Consider the following 17,129-nt stretch of genomic DNA (forward strand, 5'->3'; position numbering starts at 1 on the left):
TCCGGCGTCACCAAGCGACCGCGTACAGCGAGCCGAACGCGTTGTCGAGCGCCTTCCTGACCGCCGGCGAATGCTGGTAGATCGCAATGAACTTGCGGATGCGCGGATCGCCGACGCTCTCCGGCCGCACGACCCATTGCAGCGCGAACAGCTTGTTCTCGAGCCCGTCGAACAGTAGCGCGCTGTTCGGATCGGCCGTGCCCGCGAGCTTGATGAAGCTCGGATAACCTTGTGCGAGATCGACGTCGTCGAGCGATCGCGCGAGCTGCGACGCCTCGAGCTGCACGATCTTCAGATGCTTCGGATTCACGACGATGTCGCGCGTCGTCGCACGGTAATCGGTGCCCGGCTTCAGCTTGATCAACCCCGCGCGCTGCAGCAGCAACAGGCCGCGTCCGCCGTTGACGGGATCGTTCGCGATCGCGACCGTCGCGCCGTCCTTCAGTTGGTCGAAGCTTTTGATCTTTTTCGAATAGAGGCCGATCTTCATGATCGTGCCCGGCGCGATCGTGACGAAATCGTAGCCGCCCTGCTTCTTCGCGTTCTCGAGGAATGGAATGTGCTGGAAGTAGTTGACGTCGATATCCTTGTTCGCGAGCGCGGCGTTCGGCGTGTTCCAGTCGGTGAATTCGACGATCTTCACGTCGAGCCCCTGCGCCTTCGCCTCCTTCGCGGCGATCTTCAGCGCGTCGATCTGCGGGCTCGTCGCGATGCCGACCTTCAGCGGCGCGGATTCGGCATGCACGAGCGGCGCGGCGAGCGCCGCGCTCGCGAGCGCGGCGGCAACGACGCGCGAAGCGCGCCGGGCAATGCGCGCAAGAACGAGGCGAGACTGCATAGGAGATTCTCTCTTCAGAATGCTGGACCGGGCGAAGTCGGCGGGCGTGCGAGGCCGCCCGCGCTCATGCGACGGTGCGGCTGCCTCATTTGAGAAATGAACTGCGATCGATGATAGGGCCGCGCGGCGGGACGGGTCTACGAAGCGATTTCGCAAAGTAAATCGCGACGGGCGATATAGCGCGGCGTGCGCCGGGACGGGATCGCGCGTTCGCGCGATGTCGTGGCGTCGCACGCGTCGGCGGGCATGCGCGCCGCGATGCCCATTGCGTGCGCCCGATCGGCCGGGCGCACGCACGATGCGCGCCGCCGTCGCTCGGTCCGCTCGGCCCGCTCGTCCGGGAACGGCCGCATGCGCGCGCCGTCAGATCATTCCGCGCGCCGATGCGATGACGACCGCCTGCGCGCGATTGTTCGCGCCGATCTTGCGTGCGGCGTTCGACAAATGAAACACGACTGTCCGCTCCGAAATGCCGAGGATCTTCGAGATTTCCCAAGCCGTCTTGCCGCGCCCCGCCCATTGCAGCGATTCGCGCTCGCGCGCCGTCAGATCGCACGAGCCCTGCCGCCTCAGCCGGCAGTCGAGCAGCTCCTGCATCGCCGCATGCACGAAGCTCGCGAGCAGTTGCGACAGGCTCAGCAGCCGCAGTACGTCGATCGTGTCGCGCTCGAACGGATCGTCGGTCGCCATGCTGAGCATGCTGATCGCACCGCTTCGATCGTGAACGGGGCAACTGAGCCCATAGACGAGGCCGTACGACTTCGCTTCGTCGCGCATCGTCTTCGCGCGGCCCGTCGTGTAAAGCTCGTCGTTCCAGATCAGCGGCACGGTCCGGCAACGGCAGTGCTGAACGACGGGATCGATCGAGAGATAGTCGGCGGCGTCGTATCGCAGGCGCCATTCGGCGGGAAATCCGTCGAGCATGCAGCGGCTCGACGACATCCCGGCGATCTGATGCCGATACGCAAAGTTCTTGAAGCCCAGTTGACGCACGTGGTACGCCGTCTGCTCAAAGAGGCTCTTCTTGCAAGTCGCGCTCAGAATTTCGTTAAACGAACAAATTGACAAGCCTTCGAACATAGAACCGCCCAGCTCAAGTAAGAATATTAGATTAGCGAAGCAATGAAGAAAGCGTGCTCGAAATGGCAAGGTGGCAAGGGCCGCGCTTTGGCGGCGGCTTCGCCGCGCGTGTCGCGCGAGCGTGTCTCCCGAAGCGTGCGCGGCCGTTGCGCGGACGCGCGGCGCGCAACCGCGCCGCCCGATCCATCGGGCGGGGCACGGCGATTCGTTCCCGGCGCCGGATAACCGATCGATCATGCATCGTTCGAATTCCTATGTTTTCCGACAGCGTTCGCCCCAGGACAGGCTGCTCCACACGCTGCCGCTCGACGACGCGCGCCCCCGCCCGCCGCGGCCCGGCTGCGGCATGCGCCCTCGTACGCACGGTGATCGAGCGCCGCGAGCTGAAGATCGATTTTCAGCAGGCTCGATGCACGCAAGACAAACGTCGATCGACTATCGAACAAGACATCCCCGGAATGCCGCCGGCGAACGCGACGATCGCATGCCGCGCCTGCGACAAAGACGTCCGGGGCGAGCGATAAGAGCGTCGACGACAAGCGCGCTGCGCGCCCCCTCGACGATGGCCCTTCGTCACGGCGGCTCGGCAACGGCATTTCCGACCATTTCAGGAAGAACGAAGTTCAGTTTATTTTTAAACTGCCTCCAACTATTTCGTATCTCGGATCAAAATCTCGCTTCATGCGCCCATTCATTGACGATGAAAAAATAATGGCATCGGATTTCCTGATTTATTTTTCGGTAGCTACATAATTAATTGCACGACGCTATCGGAAGTCACCGCATCGATGATATCCACAACGAACAATGCCGATGTTCCGTTTTGCGGATGTCATGACCTGGATTCGGAATCGTTGCCTCGGATTGAATATACCAACCCGGCATTTCGAAAGATAAAAATTTCCCGAGCGTGCGGGTCCAGTATGCTGGCGATCAAACGCGCCGCGACGGCGTTGAACGTGCATTTCATTCGCACTTTTATAGATGATTTCGTCGAATTCCCGATGTTTTGCTCGCCGCTTTTTCTCACACTTTAGGATCAGTCCGAGTCAGGGTTTATCACAATTCGAATTTTTCACGATACGGACATTTCCGGTGTTCGATTTACGCGAAATACACTGCAACCCGATTACATAGCGACTGTAAGAAGTTGCAGTATCGACCGTTTCGTAGCCTCTGATAATTTACCGCCGGACATTCGGAGTGGTTCTCATGAGGCAAATAGTTTCAACGAGCAACGGATCTCTCGTCAGCCGGGCCCGGATCGCCGCGTTCCCGTTCGCGGGCGGCAGCGATGCCAGTTACGCGGACATCGTGCGCGAACTCGGCGACGCGTTCGCGTTCACGACGCTCAGCCTGCCCGGCCGCGGCGCCGCCCAGCACATCCCGTTCTACGACGACTGGCCGTCTCTCGTCGACGACCTCGCGACCGAAGTCGCGCAGCTCGACGACGGGACGCCGCTCTTTCTGTTCGGTCACAGCCTGGGCGCGCTGCTCGCCTACGAAGTGGCGCGCGCGCTCGAGCAGCGCGGCGGCGTGCAGCCCGCCGGCCTGTTCCTGTCGGGCCATCCCGCCCCGTCGCGCGAACGCGCGGCTGACGCATGGCGTCAGCAGACACACGCGCTGCCCGACGCACGCTTCATCGAAGCCGTGCGGCGCTGGGGCTTCTTCCCCGACGGTACGCTCGACGATCCGGACATCGCCCGCTACGTGCTCCCGCCGCTGCGAGCGGACCTTCGGCTCGCGCAGACCTACCGGCACGCGTCCGGCGACGCGCTGCGCGCGCCTTGCGTGATCTACGGCGGCGCCGCCGATCCGAGCACGACCATCGACGATCTGCACGCGTGGCGCGCGCATGTTTCGCCGCGACACGCGTGCCCGGTCGAAACGTTCGACGGCAATCACTTCTATTTTCTCGGCGCGCCGTCGCGCGCGGCGCTGTGCGCGAGCATCGCCGGCCACGTCGAGCGGCTGCTCGCGCAGCGTCCCGCATCGATCGTCGCGGCGACGCCCGATGCGAACTCGCGCGTCGCGGCCTGCCTGCGCGCCGCCGACGATTGGGGCGACGCGCATTCGGTGCTCGCCGCGATTCGCGAGCACGTCGCGCGCACGCCCGATGCGCTCGCGCTGAAGGACGGCGAGCGCACGTGGACCTACCGCGAGCTCGCGTCGCACGCGGCCGAGCTCGCCGACGCGCTGCGCGAGGCGGGCGTCGCGCGGCAGGACGTCGTCGGCGTCTTTTTGCCGCACGGCGCCGAGTACGTGCTGACGATCGTCTCCGCGTGGTCGATCGGCGCGTCGGTGTGCCTGCTCGAAAAGAGCTGGCCCGATGCGCTCGTCGGCGAATTCGTCGCGAGCTGCCGCGTTGCGCAGATCGCGACGATTCCGGCGCTGCTCGCGCGCGCGGCCAAGCATCTGCGCGACGCGCGCTGCACGCTCGTCGGCACGCGGCCGACCCGCGCGGATCGCGCATGGACGCCCGTCGCGCCACGCCGCGACGACATCGCGTTCGTGTCGCTGACGAGCGGCTCGACCGGCAAGCCGAAGGCCGTTCTCACCACGCACGTCGGCACGAGCTACTGCTTCCATGCGCGCGACGCGCTGTATCCGTACGCCGAAGGCGAGCGCGAGGGCCTCAACGTCTTTCTCGCGTGGGAATGCCTGCGTGCGCTGATGTTCGGCCGCCCGGCCGTCGCGATCGGCGACGACGCGATCTTCGATCCTCCAAGGCTCGTCGCGCTGCTGCGGCAGGAACGGATCACGCGGCTCGTCGTCACGCCGTCGCTGCTCGAAAGCGTGCTCGATTTCCCAGGCGTCGCCGCGCAGCTGCGCGACGCGCTCGCGCACATGTCCGCGTGGTTCCTGATGGGCGAAGTCGTGCCGCGGCGCGTCGTCGACAAGGCGCGCGCGGCGTTTCCGCCGTCGGTGCGGCTCGTCAACGCGTACAGCACGTGGGAAAGCCTCGACGTCTGCTACGCCGATCTGCTGCCGTCGCACGGCGGCGCGAACGGCCGACGCGTGCCGATCGGCCGGCCGTTGCCGGGCTGCGCGCTCGCGGTGCTCGACGAAGCGGGACGCGCGGTGCCGGCGGGTGAAACGGGCGAACTGTACGTCGCGTCGCCCGGCCTCGGCCCCGGCTATCTCGACGACGCGGCCCGCACCGCCGAGAAATTCCTGCCGTCCGTGCGCGCGCTCGCCGAGCGCGGCCACGACGCGCCCGTCTACCGCACGGGCGACAGCGCGCGGCTGCTGCCGGACGGCCAGATCGCGATCCTCGGCCGCATCGACAACACGGTGAAGATTCGCGGCTTCAAAGTGCTGCTGCATGCGATCGAGAACGTGCTCGACGCGGTCGACGGCGTCAGCAAATCGCTCGTCGTGCCGATCGACGATCCGCAGACGAAGCAGCCGTCCGCGCTCGCCGCGTACGTGGTCGGCAACGACGGCGCGCCGTCCGCGACCACGCTCGCGCGGCTGCGCCAGCAGGCGCGCGCGAAGCTGCCCGAATACGCGGTGCCCGCGCACTTCATCGGCCTCGATGCGTTTGCGCTGCGCGCGGGCACGTCGCGCAAGCTCGACAAAAGCGCGCTGCCGCCGCCTGCGCCGACGGCCGCGCCGCCCGCCGCGCGCGACGCGTCGGCGAACGTCGCGGGCGACGGCCTCGAGGCGCGGCTCGCGGACGTGTGGCGCGACGTGCTCGGCGTCGCGTCGGTCGCGCGCGACGATCATTTCTTCGAGCTCGGCGGCAATTCGCTGAGCGCGGCGAAGGCGGTCGGCCTGCTCGGCGAGCGGCTCGGGCTTTCGCTCGCCGTCGTCGATCTGTATCAGCACAGCCGGCTGCAGGATCTCGCCGACTACTGCCGCCGCTCGCGCGACGATGCGGCGCGAGCGCGCGCGGACAACGCCCGCGAGCCGCGCGCCGCGCGCGTGGCGCCCGCCGCCGATGCGCCGAAGGTCGCGATCGTCGGCATGGCCGGGCGCTTCCCCGGCGCCGATTCGGTCGACGCGTTCTGGCGCAACCTGACCGAAGGCGTCGACAGCCTGTCGCGCTTCTCGCGCGAGCAACTGCTCGCGAAGGGCGTCGACGCCGCGCAGCTCGATCATCCGGACTGGGTGTCGGCCGCGCAGATCGTCGGCGACGCGGACAAGTTCGACGCGCTCTTCTTCGGCATCGGCCCGCGCGAAGCGGCGCTGATGGACCCGCAGCACCGGCTCTTCATGGAAATCGCGTGGAGCGCGCTCGAGCAGGCCGGCTACGCGCGCGCCGACAACCGCTACCGCACGCGCACCGGTGTGTTCGCGAGCTGCGGGATCGACGGCTATCTCGTCCATCATCTGCAAGGCGGCGGGCTGCTCACGCCGCTCGATCCGGGCCGGCTGATGCTCACCGAGATCGGCAACGAGAAGGATTACATCGCGACGCGCGTGGCGTACCAGCTCGATCTCGGCGGCCCCGCGGTGTCGATCGGCGCCGCGTGCAGCAGCGCGCTCGTCGCGCTCGTGCAGGCGGTGCAGGCGATCCGCGCCGGCCAGTGCGAGATGGCGATCGCGGGCGCGTCCGCGCTGTCGTTTCCGAACTTCGGCTTCTGCTACGAGGACGGCCTCGTCGGCAGCGCCGACGGCCACGTGCGGCCGTTCGACGCGCGCGCGAGCGGCACGCTGTTCGGCGACGCGGTCGGCGCGGTCGTGCTCAAGCGCCTCGATCTCGCGCAAGCGGACGGCGATCCGATCCTCGCCGTGATCTCGGGCGTCGGGCTGTCGAACGACGGCCGGATGAAGGCGGGCTACACCGCGCCGAACGCGGACGCGCAGCGGCGCTGCATCGTCGACGCGCTCGACATGGCGGGCGTGCGCTCCGAGCAGATCTCGTATGTCGAATGCCATGCAACCGCGACGCTGATCGGCGACGCGATCGAGCTGAAAGGGCTATCCGACGCATTCGCGCAGACGCGCGGGGCCGATGCGCCTGTGGCGGGCAGCTGCGCGATCGGCTGCGTGAAGGGCAACATCGGCCATGCGAACTGCGCGGCCGGCATCACCGGGCTCATCAAGACCGTGCTGCAGCTTCAGCATCGGCAGCGCGTGCCGACCGTGCATTTCGACACGCTCAATCCGAAGCTCGTGCCGTTCGTCGAGCACGACGCGTCGCCGTTCGTCGTGCAGCGGCGCGGCGACGACTGGACGGTCGCCGATCCGTCGGCGCAATTGCCGCGGCGCGCGGGCGTGTCGAGCTTCGGGATCGGCGGCACGAACGCGCACGTGATCGTCGAGGAAGCGCCCGCGCACGCCGCCGCCGCCGCTGCCGCCTCTGCCGTCTCTGGCGTCGCCGCCGACGGCTTGCCGCGCACGCATCACCTGATGACCGCGTCCGCGCGCACGCCGGGCGCGCTCGCGCGCCATCTGCGCGCGCTCGCCGAACGCGTCGCGACGATGGACGCCGACCAACTCGCATGCGCGGCGTACACGCTGCACGTCGCGCGCGAAGCGCATCCGCTGCGGGTCGCGCTCGCCGTGCCCGCGCAGCCGGCGCGCGCGGCCGTCGCGCTGCGCGAGCGCGCCGACGTGCTTGCCGAAGCGCTCGACGCACCCGACGCATCGGATGCATCCGATCCGTTCGGCGCGCCCGTTCGCGCGAAGCCCGGCGCGAGCGTCGCGTTCTGCTTCTCCGGCCAGGGCTCGCAGCATCCGGGCATGGCGCGCGAGCTGTATCGATCGAACGCGGAGGCCGGCCGCTTCCGTCATCACTTCGACGCCGCGTGCGCGGCGCTCGAACGCGCGCTCGGCGCGCCGATCGCCGACGCGATCCTGAACGCCGACGACGCCGGCATGCGCCGCCCGCTCGTCACGCAATGCGGGCTGTTCGCGGTCGAGCACGCGCTCGCGTCGGTGCTCGGCGAATACGGCGTGCGGCCCGTCGCGGTCGCGGGGCACAGCATCGGCCAGTATGCGGCGGCCGTCGCCGCCGAGGCGCTCACGCTCGATCAGGCGGCCGCGCTCGTCGCCGCGCGCGCGAGCGCGACCGAGGCGCTGGCCTCGTTCGCCGCCGCAGACGGCGCGCTCGCGCGCGGCGGCATGCTCGCCGTGACGGGCGACGAAGCACGCATCGAACAATGGATCGCCGGGCGCGCCGATCTCTGGATCGCGGTGCGCAATGCGCCGAACACGCTCGTGCTCGCGGGCACGGAGCCCGCGCTCGCGGATGCCGGGCGCGCGCTCGCCGCGCTCGATTGCCGATGCCGGCCGGTGCCGGTGTCGCATCCGTTCCATACGCCGCTGATGCGGCCCGTCGCCGACGCGATCGCCGCGCGGCGCATCGAAGGCGCGGCGCCGCGGATTCCGATGACGTGCAACGTGTCGGGCGGCTGGCTCGGCGCCGACGCCGCTTCGGCCGACTACTGGGCGCGCCATCTGCTCGAGCCGGTGCGCTGGTCGGACAACGTCGCCGCGCTGCTGCGCTGGCGGCCCGACGTCGTGCTCGAGATCGGCCCCGGCACAGTGCTGTGCAGCCTGCTCGGCAAGCATTTCGCGGCCGGCGCGCGCGCGGATGCCGACGAGTCGGCAGGCGCGCGCGGAGCGGCCGATGGGACGGCCAATGCGGCGGCCAATGCGACGACTAACAGGATGACTGACGGAGCGACGGACGAAGGCGCCAGCGGGATGATCGACGCGCCGCGCGTGTTGCCGTCGCTGCCCGCCGCACGCAGCGGAGCGAACGACGCCGATCACTTCGCCGGCATGCTCGGCGAACTGTGGTGCGCGGGCGTGTCGATCGACTGGCGCGCGTATCACGCGCACGAAGCGGCATCGCCCGGCCGCGCGCTCGCGCGCACGCCGCTGCCCGGCTACGCGTTCGAGCGCGACAGCTTTTGGACGCGGCCGGAAGCGTCGATTTACGTCGACGCGACGCCGAAGCCGAAGCCGAACGAATTCGGGACGCCGACGAGCCGCACGACCAACATCGCGAACGCGATGGGCGCGAAACGTCCGGCGAACGCCGCGAATGCGGCGTCGACAGGCGCTTGCGCCGCCGAATCGCGACCGTGCGGCGCGGCCAGCCACGACGATGCCTCCGGTTCGTGCATCGCGCAGCCGCAAGCCTCCGCGCCGCGCTGGCTCGTGCGGCTCAGGCCGCGCCGCCGGCCGCGCATGAAGCTGTACTGCTTCCCGTACGCGGGCGGCAGCAGCCGCAGCTTCGACGGCTGGGCGCGCGGCGCGCCCGCGTGGCTCGACGTCGTCGCGATCGAATGGCCGGGCCGCAACGCGCGCGCCGAGGAAGCGCTCCCGCGCGACGACGCCGACGACCGCGCCGCGCGCGACGCGATCGCCGCCGCGATCGTCGCGGACGCGGGCGAGCTGCCCGTCGCGTTCTGCGGCCTGAGCTACGGCGGCGCAGCCGCAACCGAATTGCTGTGCGGGCCGCTGCGCGCATGGGCCGCGAGCGGCCGGGTGAAGGGGCTCGTCGTCGTCGGGCGCGCACCGCTCCTCGAGCAGCCGGCGATCGCCGCGCCCGCGGACAGCTTCCTGCTCGTCCCCAACGCGCTGCGCGACGATCCGCTGTGGCAGGAAGTGTTCCGCCCCGTGCTCGAAGCCGACCTCGACGCCGACACGCGCACCGCGCACCGGATCGCGCGGCGCTGGCGCGACGAAGGCCGGCATCCGCTCCTGACGGTTCCGCTGCAGATTCACGGCGGCGACGCCGATCCCGCGTTCGACTGGCGGCTCGCGGACGACTGGGCGCGGATCTCGTCCGCGCCGCTCGCGGGCCGGCACGCGTATCCGGGCGGCCACGACTTCATGATGCGATGCGAAGCCGAGATCGTGTCGCGCGCGGCCGCATGGCTGCGGCCGCGGCGCGACGCGCGGGCGATCGCGCCCGCGCCGACGTTCGCGCTGCATTGGCAGCCGCGTGCGGGTGCTTCGGGTGCTTCGGGTGCTTCGGGTGCTTCGGGTGCTTCGGGTGCTTCGGGTGCTTCGGGTGCTTCGGGTGCTTCGGGTGCTTCCGATGCTTCGGGTACTTCGGCCTCATCAAGCACGACGATCGCCTCGGACGCGTCGAGCGTCTCGAACCAGTCGGCAACCTCGGCCGCTTCGAATCCTATGCACGCGACGTCTCTGCCTGAATGCGCCGTCTACGCAGCCGGGCGCGAAGCGAACGCGCTCGAATGGCTCACGCCGCGCCTGCGCGCGAGCGGCGGCCACGCGGCGCTGCTGTGCGTCGGGTCGATCGACGATCCGCTCGGCGTCGCGCAATGCGCGGGCTTCGTCGCGCTGTGGCGGGCGCTCGCCGCCCGCGAATGCGCCGGCACGCTGACGCTCCTGCTGCCCGCCGACGCGCGCAGCGGCCCGCTCGTCGGCGCGGCGCGCGTCGCGAGCGCCGAGCATGCGGCGCTGCGCGTGCGGCTCGCGCTCGCCGACGATCATCCGGATCTCGCGCCGTGCGTGGCCGGCGATCATCCGGATCTCGCGCCGTGCGCGGCCGGCGAGCGCTGGGCCGCCGAGCTCGCGCGCGCCGCCGCCCACTTAGCGAACGAGCCGTGGCTGCTGCGCCGCGACGGCCGGATGTTCGTGCCGCGCCTGATGCCGCACGCGGCGCCCGCGCTGCCCGAAGGCGCGCTCGGCGCGGCGGGCGGCCCGTATCTCGTCACCGGCGCGACGGGCGGCGTCGGGCGCGCGCTCGTCGACTGGCTGATCGACGAGCAGCAGGTGCCGCCGCAACGCATCGTCGCGCTGTGCCGCGACGCCGCCGCCGCGCCGCGCGGCGTACGCGCCGTCGCCGCCGATCTCGGCGACGCGCGCTCGCTCGACGCCGCGCTCGCCTCGATCGGCGAGATCGAAGGCATCTTCCATCTGGCGGGCGCGCTCGACGACGGCGTCATCGCGAATCTCGACGACGCGCGGCTGCGCCGCGTGCTCGCGCCGAAGCAGAGTCTCGCCGCGCTGCTCGCGCACGCGCCGCGCTGGCGCACGCGCTGGGCGGTCGCGTTCTCGTCGACGAGCGCGCTGCTCGGCGTGCCGGGTCAGGCGAACTATGCGGCCGCGAACGCATGGCTCGATCAGCTCGCGTGCTGGCCCGCTCAGCCGGGACAGCCGCCCGTGCTGAGCATCCAGTGGGGCAGTTGGGCCGAGGTCGGAATGAGCGCGCGCAGCGACCGCGCGCTGCGCCGCGCGATTCAGGACGGCGAGCGCCCGCTCGCGCCCGACGCCGCATTCGCCGCGCTCGGCGCGCTGCTCGCGGGCGCGCTCGGCGGCGCGACGGCCGGACGTCAGTTCGTGGTCTGCGACGTCGATTGGCCACGCTCGCCGTGGCGCGATGCGCCGCTCGTCGCCGAGATCGCGCGTGACGATGCGGCCGCTGCCGCGACCGCGCGCGACGCAACGAACGAGATGAACGCCGCGCACGCCAAGAATGCGGCGAACGCCGAGAGCGCGACAAGCGCAGCGAACGCGGCGGGCACGCCGACGAGCGCGTCGTCCGCCGCGCACTCGCTCGGGCAGACGGCCGCCCCGCCCGCCGAAGTCGACTCGGGCTCCGCGCGTTCGTCGCTCCCGACACACGAGCATGCGCGCTGCGCCGCCGCCGCGTGCGCTTCGCCGCCGGCCGCCCGGGCGACGCGATCCGCAAGCACACGCGACCCCGTCCGCGCGTTCCTCGAAGACTACGTGAGCCGCTGGGACGAACGGCTCGATCTCGCGACGCTCGGCCTCGATTCGCTCGATCTCGCGCAGATGCGCAACGGCTTTTTCAAGAAATTCGGTGTGCAGATACCGCTTTCGACGCTCGCGTCGCCGACCATGAAGATCGGCGAGCTGGCCCGCCGGATGCGGAACGTCGCCGGCATCGCGGACGAGTAGATCCGCCCTTCCCGTCACCCGCGCATTCCGACGCGGCCGCAAAGAAGAGGTCCGCCGGGCGTTCCCGCCCGGCGCACGAATCCAGTCAAGGAGAGCAGCATGACGATCACCCTCATCGATCCCGTCCAGCAACGCACGGGGATCTATCCGTCGTCCGATCTGAAGATCGACGACGGCTACCCGTCGACCGACACGTTCCAGATCATCCAGACGCAGGACGGTCGCGGCGCGGGCGTCCGCGTCCTGAAGGCGTTCGCGCGCGGCCGGCGGATGGCGCGCGTGTCCGGGCAGATCACCGCGTTCTGCCGGCTGCACACGCTGCAGATCAACACACACACGCACCTGTACGACCCGCACTTCAGCGGGCTGCTGCTGCACTCGTGCGATCCGAACGTGCGCCTCGACATGGCGGGCTTCGAGCTCTGGTCGCTGCGCGACATCGCGGCGGGCGAGATGCTGACGATGGACTACGCGTCGACCGAGGACGAGCTGATGCGCCAGTTCGAGTGCCACTGCGGCGCGCCGAATTGCCGGCGCTGGATCACGGGCGCGAAGGAGCTGCCGAACGAAAAGGGGCAGGCGCTCCTCGCGGAATTGCGGACCGCCGCGCTCGCGTGATGGGGCGCGGGGCGGGGCGGACGGCGTGCGTCGCAGTTTGCACTGCATGCGGTTTGCGGTTTGCGGTTTGCGGTTTGCGGTTTGCGGTTTGCGGTTTGCGGTTTGCGGTTTGCCGTTTGCCGTTTGCCGTTTGCGTTGGTGACATAGGCGCGGCGTGCCTCGCGCGGCTGGCCGTGCGCCGCAGTTGTGCATGGTAGCGATCCGACGGGTGACTGAACGTTCGTGATCGCCGGCTGCGGTTCTGCGGTTCTGCGGTTCTGCGGTTCTGCGGTTCTGCGGTTCTGCGGTTCTGCGGTTGCGGCCGTGGCCGAGGCCCAGACGTTCAATGTCGAACGTTCGTCGAGCGTTACGCGACGTTTCGATGCCCGGCGATCGCACGCATCGCGCGTTCATGCCGGTGCGCAAGCCGGTTGCGCACGGCGATGTCGCAATCGCATCAGGCATCGGGCATCGGGCATCGAGCATCGAGCGTCGGACGTCGGACGTCGGCGGCCACGACATGCGCAGCAGCGTCGGCAGCCACCGTTGTTGCACTCGCGCCGACTCGGGCTACGGCATCGGCCGACGCATGCATACATGCAGGCTCCGACGATGCGTTTGCAGCGCCGGTGTCGACGGCGTCGCCATCGGCGTGGCCATCGTCACGGGCGCCGGCCTCGAATTCGACCGCCTGGCCGCCGTCACACGCCTCGCCGTCGCCAACGCCGCGCGCGACGCAACGCATCGCCGCCCCGATCACGCGCTGCTCGACACGGGCCGCACGCATGCGCCTCGGCGCCGCGCCACGCCCACTACATGAACGAAAGGAGAACGCGTTATGGATTCCTTCATCGAACTGCAAGAAAACGACCGGCGTCAGGTGCCCGTGCGCGGCCGCGCCTATCTGGCGGGGGCCGACAGCCCGCTCGTGCCGGTAACGATTCCGATCGCGAACGATCTCGCGCTCGGGCTCGCGCGTGCCGCCGACACGCCCGCCGAAGCCGCCGCGCTCTGCCGCGACGCGATCGACGCGCGCCTGCCCGACACGGGCGCGCTGCTGTTGCGCAACCTGCCGATCGCCGATCGCGCCGGCTTCGATGCGTTCATGCGCTCGCTCGGCTACGCGCCGCACAGCTACGACGGCGGCATCGCGGTGCGCTCGCGCGACGCGGGTTACGCGCTCGTCGCCAGCCAGGAAGACCCGCGCATCACGATGGCGCCGCACAACGAGATGGCGTATCTGCCGAATCCGCCGCGCAAGGTGTTCTTCTTCTGCGCGGCCGCCGCGAACGAAGGCGGCGAAGTGCCGATCAACGACATCCGGCTCGCCGCCGAGCAGATCCCCGACGAGGTCCTCGCGAAGTTCGAGCGCAAGCGGATCGGCTACCACCGCTATTTGCCGCGCGAATCGACGCCGACGCAGATCGGCTGGATGGACACGTTCGGCGCGCGCGAGCGCGACGCCGTCGACGCGCTGATGCGCGAAAAGGGCTACGAACACCGCTGGCTCGACGGCGACGGCCTCGGCTACGGCTACGTGCACGACGCATTCCTCGACGATCCCGCGGGCGGCCCGCCGCTGTGGTTCAACCAGGTGACGGAGCTGCACGCATCGTACTGGCGCAGCCATCCGCTCTTCCCGTCCGACTGGAACGACGCGCGCTATCCGGCGACGACGACGTACGGCGACGGCGAGCCGATCGACCCCGAGCTCGTCACGAAACTGCGCGCGGCGCTGTGGCGCACGTCGCGCGCGGTCGCGATGCGGCCGGGCGACGTGCTCGTGCTCGACAACGTCTATGTGCAGCACGGCCGCTTCGCGTTCTCCGGGCCGCGCCTGCATCTCGTCAGCCTGAGCGACTGAGGTTTTCAATGGCACACCGAAACGATTCTCCTCTCACGAGCGCGCAGCAGGACGCGCGGCATCTGCTGCACCCATGGGCCGACCTGTCCGCGCTCGGCCGCGAGACGCCGACCGTCGTCGTCGACGCGCAAGGCACGCGCGTGACCGACGCCGAGGGCCGCACGTATCTCGACGCGATCGGCGGCATGTGGTGCGTGACGGTCGGCTACGGCCGGCGCGAGATCGCGGACGCGATCCGCGACCAGGCGCTGCGCATGCCGTTCTACACGCCGTTCGGCGCGATGACGAACGAGCCGGCCGCCGCGCTCGGCGCGCGGCTCGCCGAGCTCGCGCCCGGCGACCTGAAGCGCGTGCACCTGACCACCTGCGGCTCGACCGCGGTCGAATCGGCGCTGCGCTTCGCGCATTACTACTTCGGCGCGACGGGCCGCCCGCGCAAGCGCCACATCGTCACGCGCGGCGACGCTTACCACGGCAGCACATATCTCGCCGCGTCGGTGTCCGGCAAGGCGTGGGACCGCACGTGCTTCCATTACGACGACACGATCGTCCATCACCTGTCGTCGCCGAATCCGTACCGGCGGCCGGCCGGCATGAGCGTCGACGCGTTCTGCGCGATGCTCGTCGACGAGTTCGACGCGCTGATCGCGAAACTCGGCGCCGATCGCATCGCGTGCTTCATCGCCGAGCCGATCCTCGCGTCCGGCGGCGTGATCGTGCCGCCGCCCGGCTACCTCGCCGCGATGCGCGAGCGCTGCCGCCGGCACGACATCCTGTACATCTCCGACGAAGTCGTCACGGGCTTCGGCCGCGTCGGCCACTTCTTTGCGTCGCACGCGCACTTCGGCATCGAGCCCGACATGATCGTCGCCGCGAAGGGGCTCACGTCCGGCTACCAGCCGCTCGGCGCGGTGCTGATCTCGGAGCGGCTCGTCGACGCGGTGTCCGGCGAGCACGCATACGGCAACGGCGTGTTCACGAACGGCTTCACGTATTCCGGCCATCCGGTCGCGTGCGCGGCCGCGCTCGCGAACATCGAGCTGATGGAGCGCGAGCGGATCTGCGAACACGTGCGCGACGTCGGCCCGTATTTCATCCGCCGGCTCGACGCGCTGCGGCGCTTCCCCATAGTCGGCGACGTGCGCGGCGATCACCTGATGGCGTGCATCGAATGCACGAGCGGCGCCAGCGCGACAGGCGCGCTGCCGACGCCAGCGGACATCGCGATCGCGCAACGCGTCGACCGCCATTGCGAGGAGATGGGCCTGCTCGTGCGGCCGTACGAGAGCATGTGCATCCTGTCGCCGCCGCTCACCGTGACGCGCGCCGACATCGACGAAATCTGCGCGATTCTCGCCGCCGCGCTCGAGCGCACGCAGCACGAGCTCGCGAAACGCGCGCCCCTTCACGAGGAAAACGCGACATGCTGATCAACGGCGAATGCATCGAAGGAAGCGGCGAGCCGCTTTCGATCGTCGATCCGGCGACGGGCGAGCCGCTCGCCGCGCCCGCGTCCGCGAGCGCGGCCGACGTCGAGCACGCAGTCGCCGCGGCCGAAGCCGCGTTCCCCGCGTGGCGCACGACGACGCCGCAAACGCGCGCGCGCCTGCTGCTCGCGCTCGCCGACGAAATCGAGCGGCAAGCGGACACGCTCGCGCGCATCGAGAGCCGCAACACCGGCAAACCGCTGCATCTCGTCATGGAGGACGAGATGCCCGCCGTCGCCGATTGCTTGCGCTTCTACGCCGGCGCGTCGCGCACCGCGAGCGGGCCGAGCGCGGGCGAATACGTCGAGGGGCACACGAGCATGGTGCGGCGCGATCCCGTCGGCGTCGTCGCGCAGATCGCGCCATGGAACTACCCGTTGATGATGGCGGCGTGGAAGCTCGCGCCGGCGCTCGCGGCCGGCAATACGGTCGTGTTCAAGCCGTCGGAGTGGACGCCGCTGTCGATCGTCGCGCTCGAGGCGGCGCTCGCGCGCCTCTTTCCGGCGGGCGTCGTCAACGTCGTGCTCGGCGGCGGCGCGACGGTCGGCCGCGCGCTCGCCGCGCATCCGCGCGTGCGGATGATCTCGCTGACGGGCTCGGTCGAAGCCGGCAAGTCCGTGCTCGCCGAGGCGGCCGGCAACCTGAAGCGCACGCATCTCGAGCTCGGCGGCAAAGCGCCCGTCCTCGTGTTCGACGACGCCGATCTCGACGCGGTCGTCGCCGGCATCCGCTACGCGGGCTTCTACAACGCCGGGCAAGACTGCACGGCGGCGACGCGGATCTACGCGCAGCGCGGCGTCTACGACGCGCTCGCGCGGCGGCTCGCGGACGCGGCGGGCGCGCTGCGCGTCGGCTCGCCCGATCGCGCCGGCGTCGAGATGGGGCCGCTCGTCAGCGCCGCGCATCGCGCGCGCGTCGATCGCTTCGTGCAGGACGCGGCCTCGCTGCCGCACGCGACGGTGCTCACGGGCGGCGCGCCGCTCGCCGGCCCCGGCTGCTATTACGCGCCGACGGTGATCGCCGGCGTGCGGCACGACGATGCGCCGATGCGCCGCGAGGCGTTCGGCCCGGTCGTCACGCTGACGCCGTTCGACACCGAATCGCAGGCGCTCAGGTGGGCGAACGATTCGGAATACGGACTGGCGTCGTCGGTGTGGACGCGCGACGCGGCGCGCGGCATGCGGCTCGCCGCCTGCATCGAGGCGGGCGTCACGTGGGTGAACGCGCATTTCACCTACACGGCCGACATGCCGCACGGCGGCACCAAGCAGTCCGGCTACGGCTGCGATCTGTCGACGCTCGGCCTCGCCGACTACACGCAGCCGCGCCACGTGATGTGGCGGCATTGACGCGCACGGCGCAGCGCGCGGCGCGTGAGCGCAGCGCGCGACTTTTCGAACCCGACACAGAC

8 protein-coding genes are annotated in these 17,129 nt (G+C 70.0%); 6 read left to right on the forward strand and 2 right to left on the reverse strand.

Annotation, left to right across the window (positions count from 1 at the left end; genetic code table 11):
• Nucleotides 1–7 precede the first annotated feature (7 nt).
• On the reverse strand, nucleotides 8–838 hold the full coding sequence (locus WS78_RS28670; RefSeq protein ID WP_059580214.1) for a MetQ/NlpA family ABC transporter substrate-binding protein: 831 nt from the start codon (nucleotides 836–838) through the stop codon (nucleotides 8–10).
• 363 nt (nucleotides 839–1,201) lie between these two features.
• Nucleotides 1,202–1,906, reverse strand: a complete 705-nt coding sequence (locus WS78_RS28680; RefSeq protein ID WP_197419400.1) for a LuxR family transcriptional regulator — start codon at nucleotides 1,904–1,906, stop codon at nucleotides 1,202–1,204.
• Nucleotides 1,907–3,130: 1,224 nt separating this feature from the next.
• Between WS78_RS28680 and WS78_RS28690 the strand changes: the two genes are divergently transcribed.
• The 6 genes from WS78_RS28690 (at nucleotide 3,131) to WS78_RS28715 (ending at nucleotide 17,067) form a co-directional block, all read left to right on the forward strand.
• Nucleotides 3,131–11,770, forward strand: a complete 8,640-nt coding sequence (locus WS78_RS28690) for a type I polyketide synthase (protein ID WP_059580220.1) — start codon at nucleotides 3,131–3,133, stop codon at nucleotides 11,768–11,770.
• Nucleotides 11,771–11,869: 99 nt separating this feature from the next.
• Complete coding sequence (locus tag WS78_RS28695; protein ID WP_059580223.1) at nucleotides 11,870–12,388, forward strand: SET domain-containing protein-lysine N-methyltransferase; 519 nt, start codon at nucleotides 11,870–11,872, stop codon at nucleotides 12,386–12,388.
• A gap of 391 nt (nucleotides 12,389–12,779) precedes the next feature.
• Nucleotides 12,780–13,187, forward strand: a complete 408-nt coding sequence (locus WS78_RS28700) for a hypothetical protein (protein WP_156437410.1) — start codon at nucleotides 12,780–12,782, stop codon at nucleotides 13,185–13,187.
• An 18-nt stretch (nucleotides 13,188–13,205) separates the two neighbouring features.
• On the forward strand, nucleotides 13,206–14,231 hold the full coding sequence (locus WS78_RS28705) for a TauD/TfdA family dioxygenase (protein ID WP_059580231.1): 1,026 nt from the start codon (nucleotides 13,206–13,208) through the stop codon (nucleotides 14,229–14,231).
• A gap of 8 nt (nucleotides 14,232–14,239) precedes the next feature.
• Nucleotides 14,240–15,661 (forward strand): aminotransferase, encoded by a 1,422-nt coding sequence (locus WS78_RS28710; protein WP_059580235.1) that lies wholly within the window; start codon nucleotides 14,240–14,242, stop codon nucleotides 15,659–15,661.
• Nucleotides 15,655–17,067 carry a gamma-aminobutyraldehyde dehydrogenase gene (locus WS78_RS28715; RefSeq protein WP_059580238.1) on the forward strand — a complete coding sequence of 471 codons (1,413 nt, stop codon included), beginning with the start codon at nucleotides 15,655–15,657 and terminating at the stop codon, nucleotides 17,065–17,067. Before WS78_RS28710 ends, WS78_RS28715 begins: the two co-directional genes overlap by 7 nt.
• The last annotated feature ends 62 nt before the right edge of the window (nucleotides 17,068–17,129 follow it).

Origin of the sequence: Burkholderia savannae, from assembly GCF_001524445.2 — a bacterium.
GTDB lineage: Bacteria > Pseudomonadota > Gammaproteobacteria > Burkholderiales > Burkholderiaceae > Burkholderia > Burkholderia savannae.

Coding starts and splice junctions, on each gene's coding strand:
- WS78_RS28670 (WP_059580214.1), bottom strand. CDS start 838: ATGCAGTCTCGCCTCGTTCTTGCGCGCATTGCCCGGCGCGCTTCGCGC.
- WS78_RS28690 (WP_059580220.1), top strand. CDS start 3,131: ATGAGGCAAATAGTTTCAACGAGCAACGGATCTCTCGTCAGCCGGGCC.
- WS78_RS28695 (WP_059580223.1), top strand. CDS start 11,870: ATGACGATCACCCTCATCGATCCCGTCCAGCAACGCACGGGGATCTAT.
- WS78_RS28700 (WP_156437410.1), top strand. CDS start 12,780: ATGCCGGTGCGCAAGCCGGTTGCGCACGGCGATGTCGCAATCGCATCA.
- WS78_RS28705 (WP_059580231.1), top strand. CDS start 13,206: ATGGATTCCTTCATCGAACTGCAAGAAAACGACCGGCGTCAGGTGCCC.
- WS78_RS28710 (WP_059580235.1), top strand. CDS start 14,240: ATGGCACACCGAAACGATTCTCCTCTCACGAGCGCGCAGCAGGACGCG.
- WS78_RS28715 (WP_059580238.1), top strand. CDS start 15,655: ATGCTGATCAACGGCGAATGCATCGAAGGAAGCGGCGAGCCGCTTTCG.